This window comes from Paraburkholderia sp. BGA-UO-ETr-F21, from assembly GCF_059567925.1.
In genome coordinates this window covers 174,511-193,002 of sequence record NZ_JCAQOY010000040.1, presented here as the reverse complement: position 1 = coordinate 193,002, position 18,492 = coordinate 174,511, and the positions used below count along the sequence as shown (strand labels likewise).

General features: G+C 63.1%; 18 protein-coding genes. 11 read left to right on the top strand and 7 right to left on the bottom strand.

Going from position 1 to position 18,492, the window contains the following annotated elements; translation table 11 throughout:
- Positions 1-78: 78 nt before the first annotated feature.
- The 3 genes from dgoD to AC57B1_RS33230 all read left to right on the top strand — a co-directional run bounded on the left by dgoD (position 79) and on the right by AC57B1_RS33230 (position 2,119).
- Positions 79-1,227 (top strand): galactonate dehydratase, encoded by a 1,149-nt coding sequence (gene dgoD / locus AC57B1_RS33240; RefSeq protein ID WP_496419854.1) that lies wholly within the window; start codon positions 79-81, stop codon positions 1,225-1,227.
- 345 nt (positions 1,228-1,572) lie between these two features.
- Positions 1,573-1,875, top strand: coding sequence for a hypothetical protein (locus tag AC57B1_RS33235; protein ID WP_408295927.1), 303 nt, complete (start codon positions 1,573-1,575; stop codon positions 1,873-1,875).
- A 70-nt stretch (positions 1,876-1,945) separates the two neighbouring features.
- The gene (locus AC57B1_RS33230; protein WP_286162025.1) at positions 1,946-2,119 is read left to right on the top strand and encodes a YodC family protein; all 174 of its coding nucleotides are present in this window, start codon (positions 1,946-1,948) and stop codon (positions 2,117-2,119) included.
- Between the two features lie 228 nt (positions 2,120-2,347).
- On the opposite strand, the gene AC57B1_RS33225 is transcribed toward AC57B1_RS33230, so the two are convergent.
- Together AC57B1_RS33225 and copC are read right to left on the bottom strand one after the other, a co-directional pair.
- Positions 2,348-3,277: a CopD family protein gene (locus tag AC57B1_RS33225; protein WP_496419853.1), complete on the bottom strand. Its 930-nt coding sequence runs from the start codon at positions 3,275-3,277 to the stop codon at positions 2,348-2,350.
- Entirely contained in the window at positions 3,274-3,651 is a 378-nt protein-coding gene (copC, locus tag AC57B1_RS33220) for a copper homeostasis periplasmic binding protein CopC (RefSeq protein ID WP_408351671.1), read from the bottom strand. Before copC ends, AC57B1_RS33225 begins: the two co-directional genes overlap by 4 nt.
- 368 nt (positions 3,652-4,019) lie before the next feature.
- Between copC and AC57B1_RS33215 the strand changes: the two genes are divergently transcribed.
- The 4 genes from AC57B1_RS33215 (at position 4,020) to AC57B1_RS33200 (ending at position 8,592) form a co-directional block, all read left to right on the top strand.
- Entirely contained in the window at positions 4,020-4,751 is a 732-nt protein-coding gene (locus AC57B1_RS33215) for a c-type cytochrome (RefSeq protein ID WP_012434267.1), read from the top strand.
- A gap of 21 nt (positions 4,752-4,772) precedes the next feature.
- Positions 4,773-6,071 carry a c-type cytochrome gene (locus AC57B1_RS33210; RefSeq protein ID WP_408351674.1) on the top strand — a complete coding sequence of 433 codons (1,299 nt, stop codon included), beginning with the start codon at positions 4,773-4,775 and terminating at the stop codon, positions 6,069-6,071.
- Between the two features lie 119 nt (positions 6,072-6,190).
- Positions 6,191-6,811 carry a PAQR family membrane homeostasis protein TrhA gene (trhA, locus tag AC57B1_RS33205; protein WP_408352102.1) on the top strand — a complete coding sequence of 207 codons (621 nt, stop codon included), beginning with the start codon at positions 6,191-6,193 and terminating at the stop codon, positions 6,809-6,811.
- A 215-nt stretch (positions 6,812-7,026) separates the two neighbouring features.
- The gene (locus AC57B1_RS33200; protein WP_496419852.1) at positions 7,027-8,592 is read left to right on the top strand and encodes a DEAD/DEAH box helicase; all 1,566 of its coding nucleotides are present in this window, start codon (positions 7,027-7,029) and stop codon (positions 8,590-8,592) included.
- Between the two features lie 139 nt (positions 8,593-8,731).
- On the opposite strand, the gene AC57B1_RS33195 is transcribed toward AC57B1_RS33200, so the two are convergent.
- The 4 genes from AC57B1_RS33195 to ggt form a co-directional block, all read right to left on the bottom strand.
- Positions 8,732-9,256 (bottom strand): hypothetical protein, encoded by a 525-nt coding sequence (locus AC57B1_RS33195; RefSeq protein WP_496419851.1) that lies wholly within the window; start codon positions 9,254-9,256, stop codon positions 8,732-8,734.
- 123 nt (positions 9,257-9,379) lie between these two features.
- On the bottom strand, positions 9,380-10,207 hold the full coding sequence (locus AC57B1_RS33190) for a ferritin-like domain-containing protein (RefSeq protein ID WP_091801020.1): 828 nt from the start codon (positions 10,205-10,207) through the stop codon (positions 9,380-9,382).
- A gap of 348 nt (positions 10,208-10,555) precedes the next feature.
- Entirely contained in the window at positions 10,556-11,920 is a 1,365-nt protein-coding gene (locus AC57B1_RS33185) for an MFS transporter (protein WP_496419850.1), read from the bottom strand.
- 207 nt (positions 11,921-12,127) lie between these two features.
- On the bottom strand, positions 12,128-13,765 hold the full coding sequence (ggt, locus tag AC57B1_RS33180; protein ID WP_496419849.1) for a gamma-glutamyltransferase: 1,638 nt from the start codon (positions 13,763-13,765) through the stop codon (positions 12,128-12,130).
- 365 nt (positions 13,766-14,130) lie between these two features.
- On the opposite strand from ggt, the gene AC57B1_RS33175 reads away from it, so the two are divergent.
- The 3 genes from AC57B1_RS33175 to AC57B1_RS33165 all read left to right on the top strand — a co-directional run bounded on the left by AC57B1_RS33175 (position 14,131) and on the right by AC57B1_RS33165 (position 16,266).
- Entirely contained in the window at positions 14,131-14,910 is a 780-nt protein-coding gene (locus AC57B1_RS33175; RefSeq protein WP_496419848.1) for a DeoR/GlpR family DNA-binding transcription regulator, read from the top strand.
- A 306-nt stretch (positions 14,911-15,216) separates the two neighbouring features.
- Entirely contained in the window at positions 15,217-15,414 is a 198-nt protein-coding gene (locus AC57B1_RS33170; protein ID WP_177205069.1) for a hypothetical protein, read from the top strand.
- A gap of 225 nt (positions 15,415-15,639) precedes the next feature.
- Positions 15,640-16,266 (top strand): TetR/AcrR family transcriptional regulator, encoded by a 627-nt coding sequence (locus AC57B1_RS33165; RefSeq protein WP_408301261.1) that lies wholly within the window; start codon positions 15,640-15,642, stop codon positions 16,264-16,266.
- A gap of 70 nt (positions 16,267-16,336) precedes the next feature.
- Here the strand turns inward: AC57B1_RS33165 and AC57B1_RS33160 are convergent, their stop codons facing one another.
- Positions 16,337-16,711 carry a hypothetical protein gene (locus tag AC57B1_RS33160; RefSeq protein WP_496419847.1) on the bottom strand — a complete coding sequence of 125 codons (375 nt, stop codon included), beginning with the start codon at positions 16,709-16,711 and terminating at the stop codon, positions 16,337-16,339.
- A gap of 210 nt (positions 16,712-16,921) precedes the next feature.
- Here AC57B1_RS33160 and glpD point away from each other — a divergent pair, with 210 nt between their 5' ends.
- Complete coding sequence (glpD, locus tag AC57B1_RS33155; protein WP_496419846.1) at positions 16,922-18,451, top strand: glycerol-3-phosphate dehydrogenase; 1,530 nt, start codon at positions 16,922-16,924, stop codon at positions 18,449-18,451.
- Positions 18,452-18,492: the final 41 nt, after the last annotated feature.

The following is an 18,492-nucleotide window of genomic DNA, read 5'->3' as shown; positions in this document are numbered from 1 at the left end:
GTGAATCCTCAAATATTCCGCACGGGATGAGGGAGCGCTAAAGCGCTAACTCCGGCCGACACACAGGAGACGTACACCATGAAAATCACCAAGCTCGAAACCTTCATCGTTCCGCCGCGCTGGTGCTTCCTGAAAATCGAAACCGACGAAGGCATCGTCGGCTGGGGCGAGCCGGTGGTGGAAGGCCGCGCGCATACAGTGGCGGCCGCCGTGGAAGAACTGTCCGACTATCTGATCGGCAAGGATCCGCTGCTGATCGAAGACCACTGGCAGGTGATGTACCGCGCAGGCTTCTACCGTGGCGGTCCGATCACGATGAGCGCGATCGCCGGCGTCGACCAGGCGCTGTGGGACATCAAGGGCAAGCATCACGGCGTGCCGATTCACGCGCTGCTCGGCGGCCAGGTGCGCGACAAGATCAAGGTGTATTCGTGGATCGGCGGCGACCGTCCGAGCGACGTGGCCAATAACGCGCGTGCCGTGGTCGAACGCGGCTTCAAGGCCGTGAAGATGAACGGCTCCGAAGAGTTGCAGATCATCGACACCTTCGACAAGGTGCAAGGCGTTATCAACAACGTGGCGGCGGTGCGCGAGGCGGTCGGACCGAACATTGGCATCGGCGTGGACTTCCACGGCCGCGTGCACAAGCCCATGGCGAAGGTGCTGGCGAAAGAACTCGACCCGTACAAGCTGCTCTTCATCGAAGAGCCGGTGCTGTCGGAAAACGCCGAGTCGCTGCGCGACATCGTCAACCAGACCAACACGCCGATCGCGTTGGGCGAGCGCCTGTATTCGCGCTGGGACTTCAAGCACATTCTGTCGGGCGGTTACGTCGACATCATTCAGCCGGACGCGTCGCACGCGGGCGGCATTACCGAGTGCCGCAAGATCGCATCGATGGCCGAAGCCTACGATGTCGCGCTCGCGCTGCATTGCCCGCTCGGCCCGATCGCGCTGGCAACCTGCCTGCAGATCGACGCGGTGAGCTACAACGCGTTCATCCAGGAACAGAGCCTCGGCATCCACTACAACCAGGGCAACGACCTGCTGGACTACATCAAGAATCCGGAAGTCTTCAAATACGAAGACGGCTTCGTGTCGATTCCGCAAGGTCCGGGCCTCGGTATCGAGGTCAACGAAGAGAAAGTGCGGGAGATGGCGAAGGTCGGCCATCGCTGGCGCAATCCGGTGTGGCGCCATGAGGACGGCAGCGTCGCCGAATGGTAATCGCATGACGCAACGCCGCCCCAGGGGCGGCGTTTTTGATTTGCGCGGACGCGCTTTGGTATTCGCACTCTTGCCTTTGCGCTTTCGTATTTGCGTTTCGCCCTTCGCGCCGCCATGAGACACGGTTGACGCGTTACGTCGACGTGACGCGCACAGCGTCGCAGTAACGTAACATCCCGGACCGAACGGACTGAAACAGGCGTTTTGCGGCCCTTTCCCACCCTGCCACCATCCTCGCAAAGCCTTATCCAGAAAGGCTTTCACGCGATCTGTTCGGCATCGGACATACGCATGGCCCACTCCTTGCTCAAATGCATTCAAACGACAAATGCATCGGGGTACATCATGGGCGAATTCCTTCCGGACTATCTGCTGCGCGAACAGGCCGCCGTCGGCGCGCTGGTGATGTTCGGCGTGCTGCGCATTATCGGCGCGGCGCTGGCATACGAACGCGGCTGGCGCATCTCGGTCGTCGAGAAATGCTTTATCGGCGCCGCGGTCGTCTACTGCCTGCCGCAACTATTCGATCTCATGACGCATACATACGGTATGCGCGCCGCGGGAGCCGAACTCGAAGGCAAAGCCGCGGGCTGTGCCATCGCACTCTTTTGCGCGCCAATCCTCGGACATCGGCTCGGCCTCGAATAATCGGAGGCTGATCATGCGGCTGGCCAAGCGGCTCACGAGGCGGGCGAGACCCGCATATCGAGCGGGCGACGTGCTGAAGCTCAAATCGGGCGGCCGTCCGATGACCGTGACCTGGAGCGGGCCGGTACTGTTCGCGTCGGGCAACTGGCTGATCTGCCAGTGGTTCAACGCGGCTGGCGACTTGCAGCAGGAGATGTTTCCGGAGGAGACCCTGGAACGGGCGAGCCACGCGCTGGCCGCCTGAAGAGCAGTAGCGGATTGCCGGCCAGCGCCGGGCGACCGTGTGTATTGCGCCGCACGCTTTTAACGTGCGGCGCTTTTTTTGACGTTCAGGGCGCCTGCGGGACGTCGCAGACTTGAGTCACCGTGGACACGCACGGCGCTCAGATGGCGGCAGCCGCGGCGCTCGTTTTGCGGCTCGTTTTGCGGCTCGTTTTGCGGCTCGACTGGCGGCTCATCCCGCGCCGAGGGGTCAACCGAGCGCGGCAAACGCCGGCACGCTATGCGACAGCGCGGCCGCCGCGACGAACGCGCCGATCATTGCCAACGCTTCCAGATACAGGACGTTGACGAAGGTATGGGCGTCCATTGTCGAGGCCGTCCGGCGTAGACGCGGCAGCGCCGAAAAGCGGTTGAGTCCGCCGAGGACCAGCGCGAGTGCGATGAGCGCGAGCTTGAGCATCAGCACATGACCCCACGTGCTGAGTTCGATCGCCTCGAACGAGCCGCCCGAACCGCGCACCGCGTTGAAGATGCCGGAGAGCAGCACCAGCGCGACCGCCACCACCGATACATTCGACACCTGCGTCGCCGTGCGGATCAACAAACCGCGCGCGGTCGAGGTGCCGAGCGCCGGCAGAACCGCGAGCCCCGCCGCCATGGCCAGCCCGCCCCACACGGTGGTGACGAGCACGTGCAGCGTTTGCATGGCGACAGCGGCCGAGGCCGGCCCGGCATCGGCCGCATGCCCGAGCGACGCCTTGCCCGCGGCCACCGCGATCACGGCCAGCCACAGCAGCGCGTTGCGCAGCATGCCGGTATGACTGGTCATGGCCGTGCCGAGCAGCACCAGCGCGCCGGCAAACGCAAGGCTCCAGCCATAGCCGACGTGGGTTTGCATGAGCACGGTCGGCACCACGCCGAGCGCGGCCGGCAAGCCGACGCCGCTCATCGATGCCGCCTGATACAGGAGCCAGCCGAGATCCGCAAGCACCAGCACGACCGTGGCGGTCAGCATCGAGCGTTGCGCGCGCAACCATGCGAGGCGCGCGGGCGAGACCTTCTGCTGGGCGTCCTTCGCGAGCCACGCGCCGAGCAACGCCGAACCGACGGCAAACGCGAACGCAACGTTCATGAGCGCGGCCATGGCGACCTGCCCGATCCAGAGTGCGTCGATGCTCATTTGACGATGAACGTAAAGTTGCCCTGGGTACGGTGGCCGTCTGTGGCTACCGCTGTCCAATGCACCGCATAGCGGCCTGCGCTCAACTGCGGCAGCGGCAAACGCATGACCTTGGCATCGCTCCCGTCGACTTGCGACGAAACCTGCGCGGCCGCGTTACCGCTCGCGTCGGCAAGGGCGATCTTGCTGAAAGCCGGCTCGAGCGGCTCGGTGAAACGGATCGTCACTTCGGTGGGCGCAACGACTTCGGCGTTTGCCGCCGGCACGCTCGATGCCAGGTGCGCATGGGCGAATGCGGTGGACGCCGCAACCAGCGCCGCGACGCCGAGCATCGACGCTCGTAGCGCCGGACGGGAAAAATGGAGTAGCTTCATGTATGGCCGATAGCGGATCATCAGGAGAACGGTGGGCGCAAACCCGGGCGCATCCGGGCCGGATAGGTCCGGCGCGCCCGGAAGTGTACGCTTCGATGGTTCGCGCGGGCGTCGGTTCAACCCGCTTTGAGAATAGATCGCCCGCGTTAGCCGCTTGTGCCCTTGATTGCTCAGGCAAATTTGAGATGATCGACAGGCAGTCCGAAGCAGCCCTGCGCGTCAAACTGTCGCATGGTGGTGACAGCCGGAACCTTCTCTAATGTCTCAAATAGTCACCATCACCCTTCGATGATAGAATGCTGCGTCGCCGCAGCGCCGGCTGCCCTTCACACCGAGCCGCTCGAAGTTCGGTCAGGTCCCCGATTTTGATGGAGTTACGCGTGTCTTCAAGACGCATTTTCCGCCCGCTGCTCGCCCTTCTGCTGATCGGCTCCGCGGGTGTCTATAGCGCTGCGAAAGCGCAGACTCAACCGAAGGCCCCCGACACGATGGAAGCGCGCGTGCAAGGCTGCACGGCCTGCCACGGCACTCACGGCCAAGGTACCGACAACGACTACTTCCCACGCCTCGCGGGCAAGCCGGCCGACTATCTGTACAACCAGTTGCAGAACTTCCGCGAAGGGCGCCGCAAGTATCCGCCCATGAACTACCTCGTCACGTATCTCTCGGACGACTACCTTCATCAGATCGCCACGTACTTCTCGCAGCAGCGTCCGCCGTATCCGCCGCCGGCCAAGCCGACGGTGTCGTCGAGCACGCTCGCGCGCGGCCAGCAGATCGTGCTGAACGGCGACGCCTCGAAGCAGATTCCGGCTTGCGCGGCCTGCCACGGCAAGACGTTGACCGGTATGCAACCCGCTATTCCGGGTCTGGTTGGCCTGCACTCCGACTACATCAGCGCGCAGCTGGGCGCATGGCGCTCGGGCTCGCGTCACGCCATTGCGCCTGATTGCATGCACACCATCGCCACGCGCCTGACTGACGAAGACGTGAACGCCGTTGCCGCATGGCTTTCCACGCAACAGGCTCCACAAAACCCCGTGCCGGCTCCGGCCCGCTCGATGAAGACTCCGCTTGCCTGCGGCAGCGAACCGCAATAAGGCACCGGGAGAGACACTCAAATGAAACGCAAGTCTTTGTTCGCCCTCTCGGCAGTCGTCGTCGTTGCGGCTGCCGCACTCGTTCCCGTCCTGTGGTCGGGCGGCGACAACCTGCATAACGGCTCGGCCATGGCGGCAACGCCCGCCGACCAGGCCGCGCTGATCAAGAAGGGCGAGTACCTCGCCCGCGCCGGCGACTGTATCGCCTGCCACACGGTGCGCGGCGGCAAGCAATTCGCCGGCGGCCTGCCCATGGCTACGCCGTTCGGCACGATGTTCACGCCGAACATCACGCCTGACGACCAGTACGGTATCGGCAAGTGGACGCAGGACGACTTCTACCGCGCCATGCACACCGGCCGTTCGAAAGACGGCAGCCTGCTGTATCCGGGCTTCCCGTTCACGAGCTACACGAAGGTCACGCGCGCCGACTCGGACGCGATCTACGCGTACCTGCGTTCGGTCACGCCGGTCAACGTGGCGAGCCGTCCGCACGAACTGAAATTCCCGTTCAACCAGCGCAACATGCTGATCGGCTGGCGTACGCTGTTCTTCCGTGAAGGCGAGTACAAGCCGGATCCGACCAAGTCGGTCGAATGGAACCGTGGCGCCTACCTGATCGAAGGCCTCGGCCATTGCGGCATGTGCCATACGTCGATCAACGCCATGGGCGGCCCGGTCAATTCGGCGGCATTCGCCGGCGGCCTGATCCCGCTGCAGAACTGGTATGCGCCGTCGCTCACGTCGAACAAGGAAGCCGGCCTCGGTGACTGGGAAACCAAAGACATCGCCGATCTGCTCAAGACCGGCGTGTCGAACCGCGGTGCGGTGTTCGGCCCGATGGCTGAAGTGGTTCACAACAGCCTGCAGTACATGTCGGACGAGGACATCAACGCGATGGCCACGTACCTGAAGACGATTCCGCAAAAGAGCGAAGCACCGGAACCGCTGCAGCTCGAAACGTCCGAGAAGTTCGGTGGCGAACTGTTGAAGCAAGGCCAGAAGATCTACGCTGACAACTGCGCGAAGTGCCACGCGGAAAATGGCCTCGGCATGCCGCCGGCCTTCCCGCCGCTCGCGAACAACCAGTCGATCCAGATGCCTTCGGCGGTCAACCCGATCCGTATGGTGCTGAACGGCGGTTACCCGCCGAGCACGGACGCCAACCCGCATCCGTACGGCATGCCGCCGTTCGCGCAAGCGTTGTCGAATCAGGAAGTGGCTGCCGTTGTGACGTACATCCGTATGTCGTGGGGCAACCACGGTACGGCCGTGTCTCCGCAACAAGTGTCCGATCTGCGCTCGGCGCCGCTCGACTAAGCAGCGTTCGTCGCACCCGGGGCGCGGCCAGCGAAATTCGCGGCCGCGCCCTTCGTTTTTTCAGGACCGGTATCATGTGGACGTTCTGGTCCTTATGAACCGCGCAGGAGGAAAGAGTCGTGCATGTCGGTGAGCGTTTCAACAGCATTACCCACCTCGTCGGCGCCGTGCTGTCGGTGGCGGGTCTTGCAACGCTCGTCACAATGGGCGCTCTCGACGGCGACGCATACAAGGTGGTCAGCTTCAGCGTCTACGGCGCGATGCTGTTCGTGCTGTATGCTATCTCCACGCTTTATCACAGCGTGCGCAGTCCGCGCGTGAAAGCGGTGCTTCAGAAGTGCGACCATTCGGCGATCTACCTGCTGATCGCCGGCAGTTACACTCCGTTCACGCTCGTTACTTTGCGCGGACCGTGGGGCTGGTCGCTATTCGGCGTAAGCTGGGGGCTTGCCGCTCTCGGCATCGTGCAGGAACTGACGCTCGGGCGACGCACCCGCAGCGTTTCGATGGTGCTGTATGTATTGATGGGATGGCTCGCGCTCGTTGCCGTCCGCCCGCTGGTGCAAGCCTTACCGGCAGCGGGTACCGCCTGGCTCGTGGCCGGCGGGATCATCTACAGCGCCGGCATCTACTTCTTCATCAACGACGAGCGCATCCGGCACGGACATGGTATCTGGCACCTGTTCGTACTGGCGGGCAGTCTGTGTCAATTCGTCAGTGTTGCGCGCTACGTCGCGTGACATCCCACGGCGGCGAAATGCAACTTAAGGCCAGTCAACGTGTCTGCATAGCGCGTTGAAGCATTCGGCACGCGCTTCCCGCGTGCCGCCGATTTCTCTGCGACCGGGAACTGGGCTTCGGGCCTCGAACATGCCATGTGGGTGTGTTCATGCCGCGTTGATGCCTGCCTGGGCCCATGTGCGCCGTTCGCGAAACTGCATTGCAAAGAGCTTTTATGTCTTTTGATTCTCTCGGCTTGTCCGAACCGTTGGTCCGCGCTGTCCACGAACTTGGCTACACCACGCCGACTCCGATCCAGACGCAAGCGATTCCCGCCGTGCTCAATGGCGGCGACCTACTGGCCGGCGCGCAAACCGGCACCGGCAAGACCGCCGGTTTCACGTTGCCTATCTTGCAACGTCTGAACTCCATGCCCGCCGTTGCGACCGGCTCGGGCAAGCGCGCGGTGCGCGCGCTGATCCTCACGCCCACGCGTGAGTTGGCCGCACAGGTCGAAGAAAGCGTGCGCGCCTACGGCAAGTATCTGAAGCTGAAGTCGACCGTGATGTTCGGCGGCGTCGGCATCAATCCGCAGATCGGCGCGTTGAGGAGCGGTGTGGATATCGTCGTCGCGACGCCGGGCCGTTTGCTCGACCACATGCAGCAGAAGACCATCGATCTGTCGCATCTCGAGATTCTCGTGCTCGACGAAGCCGACCGCATGCTCGACATGGGCTTCATCCATGACATCAAGCGCGTGCTCGCCAAGCTGCCGCCAAAGCGTCAGAACCTGCTGTTCTCGGCCACCTTCTCCGACGAGATCAAGACGCTCGCCGACAATCTGCTCGACTCGCCGGCATTGATCGAAGTCGCACGCCGCAATACGACGGCGGAAACGGTCGCGCAGAAGATTCACCCGGTGGATCGCGACAAGAAGCGCGAACTGCTCACGCATCTGATCAAACAGCACAACTGGTTCCAGGTGCTGGTGTTCTCACGCACCAAGCACGGCGCCAACCGGCTTGCTGAACAGTTGACGAAGGACGGCATCAACTCGCTGGCGATTCATGGCAACAAGAGCCAGTCGGCCCGTACCCGCGCGCTCGCCGAGTTCAAGGACGGTACGCTGCAGGTGCTGGTGGCGACCGACATCGCCGCGCGTGGTATCGATATCGATCAATTGCCGCACGTGGTCAACTACGATCTGCCGAATGTACCGGAAGACTACGTGCACCGCATCGGCCGTACGGGCCGCGCAGGCGCGACGGGCGAAGCGGTTTCGCTGGTGTGCGTCGACGAACTGCAATTGCTGAAGGACATCGAGAAGCTGATCAAGCGTCCGGTGCCGCAGGAAGTGATCGCCGGCTTCGAGCCGGACCCGACCGCGAAGCCGGAGCCGATCCTGCGCCGCGGCCAGGGTGGTGGTGGCGGCGGTGGCGGTCGTTCGCCGCGCCAGGGTCAAGGCACACCGAAGCGCGACGACGCACGGCGCGATGGCGGCGGTGCTGCGAAACCGGCACAACGCTCGGGTCAACGCCCGGCGAACGGTCAGCAGCAACCGAAGCCGCAGGGTGCGAAGCCGACCGGCAACGGCGGCCAGGCACGTCGTGACGGTCAGCGTCACGACGATCGGCCCCGTGCCGTCGCGCATGAAGGCAGCGCCGCGCAGCATGCGCCGCGTAAGCCGCAGGGCGCGAAGCCGCAAGGCGGCAATCCGGGTGCGTTGCTGGGTGGCGCGAAGCCGCGCAACGACGCGCCGCGCGGTGGCCAACCCACGCGCAGCGGCCAGCGCGGGCGTTGAGGTTTTGCGTTGAGGTTTTGCGTTGAGGTTTTGCGTTGAGGTTTTGCGTTGAGGTTTTGCGTTGAACCTCTGCGCCAAGCCCCTGCGCCAAGCCTCCAAGCGGCGGCCACATCGGCCGCCGCCTTCTCGCAAACAACGACTAGCGGCCAGCAGCAGCCGCAGCTTGCTTCAGGTGTTCGATCTGCCGCTCCCATCGGTCGAGCACCGCCTTTCCCTCCCCTTCCAGGGCGAACGTAATGCCGCTAGTCAGGCGCGCATAACGAACGCTTTGCGCCTCAGCCGTGTCAATCGAACCGTGCAGATAGACGAGCCCGCTGGCATCGCCGGCAACACTCGCTAGCGGCGTCATCAGCAGCTGCACCTGATAAAACGCTCCGTCGCAAACAAAGGTAAGTGCCGCCCGGCCGCTTTGCGTAATCGCGCGCGTCGCCCTAGCTTGCGGCCACAACGCGATGCATAGCGTGCGCGAATCAGGCGCATACAACTCGCCGACGCCAAGCAGCGACGTGCGCACATGGCCATTCGTATCGACGCTCAGCAGCGACGCCGTAAACCCCGTCTTACTCGCAAGCGATGAACCGTCGAACAACGCGCGCACGGCGTCGGGCCATTCATCGAACACGTTGTGTTCAAGCGGGCGTTCGGAGGCGGGGGAATCGCTCATCATGTCGATCCGGTTGGAAGTGGCCAATCACGCATCATGCCTTGAAAAACAAATGGCCCGCACGAGCGGGCCATTTTCAAAGCGAGCCGTTGACGCAGGCCGACGGCAGGCCGATCCGCGCGGTCAGCGGAAAAATACGTGCTGCGTAATCTTGGCGAGTGGGTAATGCACGCCCGGCTGAATCCTCGCCGGCAGATCGAGCGGCTTGAGCAGCATCTTCACGCACATATCCGCCGACAGGTTACGCCGCACCAGCGCATTGATACGCGCTGCGCGTTCGCGGTTATAGGCCGAGTCATGCACGCGTTCCGGATAACGAACCGCGAAGACATGCCGCAAAGCGATCTCCGAGTCTTCGTTCTTGATCTCCATTACGCGGCGCATCAGCGCGCCCAGCACTGCGAGACGGCCGTTGCCTTCGATCCTGTTGTACTTCTTGAAGTACTTGAAAAAGTGCTTGTAGTGACGGACTTCGTCGGTGCGAATGTTGTCGGTGATCTGCTTGAGCACCGGCTCGTCCGAGCACTCGCCGATCGCGCGATACAGCGTAGCCGTGCCGGTCTCCACCACGCAGCGCGCGACCATTTCGAGCGCGCGGGTCTTCTCGAAGTCCTCCACCGAACAGGTCAGCGAGTACTCTTCCATGAAATTGCGAAATGCCGTGTCCCAGTCGAACTCCGGCCACACGTAAGCGATATACGTCTTGAGCGCGCGGCCATGCTGCAACTCTTCCGGCTCCCACTCCTGGTTGAGCCAGGCCGAGACTTCAGGATCGCCGTTAAAGAACGTACTCAGATTGCTGGTGTAAAGATCGGAGCCGCTTTCAATAAACGAAGACGCGCACAGCAGCAGCAGCAAATCTTCGTTAGCGACGGCCTTTTGCCGATCAATGCGGGTGAGGTCGATATCCTCGATCCGCCAGGGCATGACATGGTTCAGCTCTGTGTGCATCGTGTCTTGCTCCGAAAACTGTATCGACTCGTGGAGCATGCTCGAAACAGCCCGCTCTCGCCCGAGCGGTCCGCCGTGTCAGATACAGCGCCTTGATTAGAGTTAACCCCTTGTATCTTGCATCTTAGCCGGTGTTTCGCAACTCTGCAGATAACCCAGCACAGACCATGCCGAGACGCGGCAGTTCCAATTTTCGGGTAGTCAAAACATTCGGTCGGATAAAAGCGCGGCGCGCGAGGCAGAAAAAAAGCCAGCTCGAAGAGCTGGCTCAAGTCTGCGACGATCATCGTCGATGAGGCCTGGCAGGAGCGGGCAATGTGCCGATTCGAAGCAACCGGCCCTGGCCGGTCAGGCAGGCTGAACACCTTGCGGCGCACGGACGCGGCGCACGCGCCAGGCCACGACGATAAGCGAGAGACCCGACAGCACCGCGGCAATCAGCACGTAGTAGCTGGGCGCGAGTTTGTCGCCGGTCAGGTGAATGAACGTTTCGACGATCGTCGGTGCGAAGCCGCCGAAGATCGTCACGCCGATGCTGTAAGCGATTGAAAGACCGGTCGAGCGCACCTGCGTTGGAAAGATCTCGGACATCAAGGCGGGCATCGGCCCGGAATAGGCGGCCTTGAAAATGCCCGCCGTGCCTTGCAACAGCAGCAGCCAGCCGATGGTCGGATGAGTCTGCAACAGTGCGAACATCGGATAGATCAGCGCCCCCATCAGGATCGACGTGGTTAGCATGATGCGAATCCGGCCAATGCGATCGGACAACGCACCCATCACCGGCGAAAGCAGAAACTGCAGGCCGCCATTGAGCACCACCACGCCGAACGATGCCGCCGCCGGCATATGCAATTGCTTGACGGCGTACATCGGCATATAGAGTTGGAGCACGTACACGCCCACCGTGGATTGCGCGACGATGCCAACGGCAAGCAGCAGGTTGACCCACTGGCTGGAGAACGACGCGTCCTTCTCTTCGCTCGCCGCCGCGCGAGTGCCGCGCGCCTCACGCGCGGCGCGCAGCGCCAGAAATTCGGGCGTCTCGTCGAGGTGCGAACGGATGTAATAGCCCACCGGGCCGACCAGCAACCCGAACACGAACGGAATGCGCCAGCCCCAGTTATTCAGTTGCTCGGGCGGCAGCCACGCGGTCAGCAGCGAGCCGAACGCGGCCGCGGTGATCGCGGCGAGCCCCTGGCTCGCGAACTGCCAGCTCGCGTAATAGCCGCGGCGCGACGCGCTATGTTCGACCATGAAGGCCGTCGCACTGCCGAACTCGCCGCCCACCGCGAAGCCTTGCACGAGCCGCGCGAGCAGAATCAGGATCGGCGCCGCAATGCCGATCGACGCGTACGGCGGCATCACGGCCATCGTGAAGGTGCCGACCATCATCAGCGCGATGGCGAGCGTCAGCGCGGCCTTGCGTCCCTTGCGGTCGCCGTAGATGCCCAGCACCACCGCGCCCAGTGGCCGCATGAGGAACGAGATGCCGAAGGTGGCGATGGCGAGCAGCGTGGAGAGCCACTCGTCCTGCATCGGGAAAAACTGTTTGGCGATGATGGTCGCGAAGTAGCCGTAGACCAGAAAGTCGAACCACTCGAGTGCATTGCCGACCGACGACGAAAACACGATCCGCCGCACCATCGCTTTGGAAAGCGGCGCCGATGGAGAATGAGCGGAAGTTGTCGCCGTGGGCGACGCGGGGGTCTGCATGAAGTCTCCTGCCTGTCTGAGGTCTGATGCCCGATGCCGGGTGTGCCGGAAGCGCCGTTGGCGTCCGGCAATTCTGATTGTTGCGATGCCGTGAAATGGCAGTCGGTCACGCGCGCCGCCGACTCCGCGCACGTTGCCGCGCGTGCGTGGCTGCGCGCGTAGCGACGCGGCCGGCTCGATGGGCGGCCGCCGCGCGCGTGGATGCTTCTAGAACCCGGCGGCCAGCCCGTCACGGCGGCTGTCGCTCGCCGCCACATAGCCGCGCTCCGGATCGTTGCGATCGAGCTTCCAGATGTACTGGCCGGAGCCGAAGTCCATGTACGGATCGTCCACCGATTTGATGACGTGGCCGCGCTTCTGCAAGGCCTCGGCGGTCTTCGGATCGAGCGTCGACTCGATGTCGATCGTGAAGTCGCGATTGACCTTCCAGCGCGGCGCGTCGCACGCGGCCTGCGGCTGCTGACCGTAGTCGAGCATCCGCACGACGGATTGCAGATGACCTTGCGGCTGCATGTCGCCGCCCATCACGCCAAAGCTCATCACCGCTTCCTGCTGGCCGTTCACCTGCTGCGTGAGGAACGACGGAATGATCGTATGGAACGGACGCTTGCCGCCTTCCACCACGTTCGGCGACTTCGGGTCCATGGAAAAACCGCAACCGCGGTTCTGCATGGCGATGCCGCTGTCCGGCACCACGATGCCCGAGCCGAAGCCCATGTAGTTCGACTGGATGAAGCTGACCATCATGCCGCGCTCGTCCGCCACCGACATGTAGATCGTGCCGCCTGCCTTCGGCATGCCGAAGTCGAACTGTGTGGCGCGCTTGTGATCGATCAGCTTGGCGCGCGAGGTCAGGTACGCGTCGTCGAGCATCTGCTCGGGCGTGACTTCCATCGAACGCGGATCGGCCACGTAGCGATAGACATCGGCGAACGCGAGCTTCATGGCTTCGATCTGCAAGTGCGGCGACTCGACGTTGTCGACCGCCAGTTCCTTCACATCGAATTTTTCGAGGATGCCCAGCGCGATCAGCGCCGCAATGCCCTGCCCGTTCGGCGGAATCTCGTGCACCGTGTAACCGCGATAGTCCTTGCCGATCGGCTCGACCCAATCCGCTTTGTAGTTGCGCAGATCGTCGGTGGTCAGCGCGCCGCCGCCTTCGCGCGAAAACGCGGCGATCTGCTCGGCGATCTCGCCCTCGTAGTACGCGCGCGGGCCCTGCTCGGCCAGCTTGCGCAGCGTCTTCGCGTGGCCGGGAAAGCGCACCAGCTCACTTACTTCGGGCGCGCGGCCGCGTGGCATGAAGGTTTGCGCGAACCCCGGCAGGTCCTTCAGTTCCGGCACGGCCGCCGCCCATTTATAGGCGACGATGCTTGCCACCGCATGACCGCGCTCGGCGATCTCGATGGCCGGCTCCATCAGGTCGGCGAACGGCAGCGTGCCGAATTTCTGATGCAGCGCTTCCCAGCCGGCAATCACGCCCGGCACCGTCACCGCGTCCCAGCCACGCGTGGGCTGCTTCGCGAGACCGTTTTCCTCGCCGTACTTGCGCTTGAAATAATCGACGTTCCATGCCGCCGGCGACACGCCTGACGCGTTCAGGCCATGCAGCTTCTTGCCGTCCCACACCAGCGCGAAGGCGTCGCCGCCCAAGCCGCACGATACCGGTTCGACCACCGTAATAGCGGCCGCTGCCGCAATGGCCGCATCGACGGCATTGCCGCCCTTCCAGAGCATGCGCAGCCCGGCTTGCGCCGCGAGCGGATGCGAAGTCGAAACGATGTTGCGCGCGAATACAGGAAGACGCGGCGTCGGATAAGGGTTTTGCCAGTTGAAGCCAGTCATGTCGAACACTCTTGAAAGCGCGGCCCGGCTTGCGGAACGCGGAACCATCGGAAACGGGCGAATCAGGAAAACGCCGGCGAAGCACGAATCAAACGAAGAACCCGGGATTGCATCGTGATCCGACCCAAAAAACAAATTCATTTATGAACTGAATAAATGCGTAAACAACCTGAATGCGTCTCGCCGAGCCGCCGCACCGTCGTCTCACATCTTATGCATGTCGCACGAGTTGGCAGACAAGGCGCGCGATGGTCTTACAATACGCTCACCCCGTTCACGCCCCGTTCACGCATTACCCGCTTACTGGCCAAGCCTGACGCGCCGGCGGCGGGTCACGCAGACAAAAATCCCACGAACCGAGACACATGACCCGAGACCCCCGCCTGACTCTCAATGCCCGGCAACAGGAACTGCTGGAGTGGGTGCAACGCGACGGCTTCGTGACCGTGGACGACCTCGCAGCCCACTTCGACGTGACGCCGCAGACGATCCGCCGCGACGTCAACTGGCTCGCCGACATGAACCTGCTGCGCCGCTATCACGGCGGCGCCAGCCTGCCGACCAGTTCCGAGAACGTCTCCTACACCGCGCGTCAGCGCATGTTCCATGAAGAGAAGCGGCGCATCGCGGCGCTAGTGGCCACTCACATTCCCGACCAGGCGTCGCTCTTCATCAACCTCGGCACCACCACCGAAGAAGTGGCGCGCGCGCTCAACCGCCACCGCGGCCTGCGGGTGATCACCAACAACCTGAACGTCGCCAGCATGATGAGCGGCTATCCGGATTGCGAGGTGCTGGTGACGGGCGGCATCGTGCGGCCGTGGGACAAAGGGATCGTCGGCGAACTGGCGATCGATTTTATCCGGCAGTTCAAGGTGGACTTCGCGATCATCGGCACGTCGAGCATCGAACCCGACGGCACGCTGCGCGATTTCGATACGCGCGAAGTGCGCGTGGCCGAGGCGATCATCCAGCATGCGCGCACCGTTTTCCTCGCCGCCGACAACTCGAAATTCGGCCGGCCCGCGTTGGTCCGTCAAGGCCATCTCGATCAGATCGACGCGTTGTTCACGGACATGGCGCCGCCTGTCGAGATGACCGAGACGCTCACCGCCGCCAACTGCCAGGTGTATGTCGCCGAGTAATTCCAGGCGTTCTCCGCCATGTTGCAGCGCACGCGAAACCTCGAGTGAAATCAAGAATCTGGCCGCGACTCCCAACCGCCGCTGAGGCGCCCAATTGTCAAAGGGAGAATTTACTGGGGCCGATTTGGTGTTTAACGTGCGGTTGACTACACTCCAGTTCCCCGGCGTGCATTGCGCGTTCCGCGTAGCGCCGGTTGCGTGAAACTGTCGTGTTAGCCGTACCTCCCGCCTGATTCTTTGCGGACTTCACTGGTTTGAGCCAGTCGCCGGCAAGGCCGTCCGCGTTTGCTTGACATGGAGAGAACGATGCTGAGTCCGCATGAATTCGCCACGTTGTTGCTCGTCAAGGACGCTCCCAATCAAGTCGACATGGAGCGAGAAGAACTCGACGCACTGCTGGAACGCCAGCTCGTGCAACTCGAACGGCTCGCGTCGGGCAACGAACAATGGCGCGTGACTGAAACGGGCGATAGCGCATTGCGAGCCATCAAGCGACTTTCCTAGTTTTCCCGGTCTTACCGCGATTTAACGGGTTTTACCGCGTCTCACCGCCGGACTGTCAGTCGATGTCCGGCGCGGTGACGCGGGCAAGCGGCGCGTGCATGCGGTGCGGTGAGATCTCGCCCGAATACCATTCGAGTGAAAGGCAGGACGCCGTCCCGCGTCCGCTTTATTGTGCGCAACTCATTTACGCAGTAAATTGACGCGACGGACTTCTCGCCTTCGCGCATGCCCAAAACGCTTTCCCCCGACGACATCCAGCAATTTCGCGAGGCCATGCGGCGCGTGGCCGAGAACGCGTTTGCCACGCGCGGCGCGGAGGGCGTGACGATGCGCGAACTGGCCAAGGAGTTGGGGTGCAGCGCCATGACGCCCTATCGCTACTTCCGCGACAAGGACGAGATTCTCGCGATGGTCCGCGCGGCCGCCTTCAATCGCTTCGCAACGCGCCTCGAAGCGGCAGCCAAAGCCGCCCCGGAAACGGATCATTCTTTGGTGAGCGAAGCCTACGTCGCTTTCGCACTCGACGAACCGCATGCCTACCGTTTAATGTTCGATTTGACTCAACGGGACAGCGTCTACCCGGAACTCGCCGCCGCCTCGCAGCGCGCGTGGCGCATGCTCGGCGCACACTTCGAGCGGCTCGTGGCCGCGGGCATTCTGGAAGGCGATCCCCAGTTGATCGGCTACGCCTACTGGGCGAGTCTGCATGGCTTCACCATGCTGACGCTAGCCAATCAGTTGCCGCTGCCTCAGGCGCAGCAACCGGCCGTCCACGATACGCCGACGCGCGAAGCCGTATTCGCTCAGATTCGCCGCATGTTATGGCGCGGCGCGCAGCCGCAGCGCGGCTAGCGCAGACCACACTTGCATCCGTTCAGCCGCCGGCAGCAAACGTTGTGGAAGACAGCCCCCCGCATGAAGCTCAGCCGTTGCGCAAAGTCGGATCGACAGCCGCGCGCCAGCTCAACGCGCGGGCCCGCTGGTCGGTGAAGAACGTCACCCACTGATTGCGTACTTGCGGGTCCGCGCTCATGCCCTGGCTCGTGTAACGCTGCGCGATCGACGTCTGGAACGCGCAGAAATCGTCCTTCGACAACTTGCCATGCCGGTTCGCCACATAAGCATCGAACATGGCCGCGTAGACGCCTTGCGCGTCGTTGCCGTAGTCGACCGTCTGGGCACTGCACATCTGTTGCAACGACACGAACGACGGTGCGCCCATTGTTCCCGTCAGGCTCGGCGAGCTGACGCATCCCGGCAGAAGCGCTGCGGCGCCGATCATCAAAAGTCCACGCATGAATTCACCTCGAAATGGCTGCTGCCGAGAGTATCGTCCGTGGCCGCGCGTTGCGCCACTACCCGCACACCGGTTAGAGGGTCAGCCAAACGATCCGAACTTTACTTTTTCGAATATGTTCATTAAAGTTCGAAAACGAACACTATCGATTCGATAGATTTTCCAAACGGCTTTTCATATCTCAGATACACAGCGCAGGGGACACAGCAGGTGACGCAAGGCTCAAGATACGATTTGCTCGTCGTGGGCGGTGGGATCAACGGCGCCGGCATCGCTCGCGATGCGGCAGGCCGCGGCCTGTCGGTGCTGCTGTGCGAACAGGACGACCTGGCGGCGCACACGTCGTCGGCCAGTACCAAGCTGATTCACGGCGGCCTGCGCTATCTGGAATACCGCGAGTTCGGGCTGGTGCGCAAAGCCCTGCAGGAGCGTGAAACGCTGCTGCGCGCCGCGCCGCACATCATGTGGCCGCTGCGCTTCGTGATGCCGCACATGCCCGATCTGCGCCCGGCCTGGCTGATCCGCGCCGGTCTTTTCCTGTACGACCATCTCGCCAAACGCGAACTGCTGCCGGGCTCGCGCGGCATTGTGATGCGCAACCATCCGGCGGGCGTACCGCTGGTCGATTCGATCAAGCGCGGCTTTGTGTACTCGGACGGCTGGGTCAACGACGCGCGTCTGGTCGTATTGAACGCACTGGACGCCAAAGAGCGCGGCGCGAAAATCCTCACGCGCACGAAACTGCTGAGCGCCGTGCGCGCCGGCGGCGAATGGCGCGCCCAGCTCAAGCGCGACGACGGCACGATTCTGGACGTGCGCGCCGCATCCATTGCGAACGCCGCGGGCCCGTGGGTCGGCGAACTGCTGCAAGGCGCGCTCGGCCGCGCGGCGTCGCACAGCGTGCGGCTCGTCAAAGGCAGTCACATCGTCACGCGGCGGCTGTTCGAGCACGATCACGCGTATATCTTCCAGAACCCGGACAAGCGCATCATCTTCGCGATTCCCTACGAACACGATTACACGCTGATCGGCACGACGGATCTCGAGTATCGCGACGACCCGTCGAAAGTAGCGATCAACGTGGAAGAAACGCAGTACCTGTGCGACTCGATCAACCGCTATTTCAAGCAGAAGATCTCGCCCACCGACGTGCGCTGGACCTATTCGGGCGTGCGTCCGCTGCTCGAAGAGGAAGGCGCGGACAACCCGTCGGCGGTCACGCGCGACTACTCGCTCGAACTCGACGCGCCTGCCGGTGAAGCGCCATTGCTGTCGGTGTTCGGCGGCAAGATCACGACCTTCCGCAAACTGGCGGAAGAAGCCGTCGACAAACTCGCGCAAGCGCTGCAAAACGGCGCGTCGTCATGGACGGCCGGTGCGCCGCTGCCCGGCGGCGATATGCCGAACGCCAACTTCGAGCGCTTTCTCAGCGAATTCAAGCAGCAGCATGCGTGGCTGCCGGCCGATCTGGCGCGCCGTCTTGCCCGCGCCTACGGCACACGTGCCAAGCATGTCATCGGCGACGCGCGCTCCGTGGCCGATCTCGGCCGCGCTTTCGCGCCCGGCCTGTACGAAGCGGAACTGACTTATCTGCGCGACACCGAATGGGCGCGCAGCGCGCAGGACGTGCTGTGGCGCCGTTCGAAACTCGGCTTGCATGTCGAACCGGGCACGCTCGATTCGATCACACGCGATATCGATACGTGGTTCGCCCGCGAATCCGCGCGACAGAGCGCATAGTCAGATATCGCTACGCAGCGCACCGCTGCATCCGAAGGAAC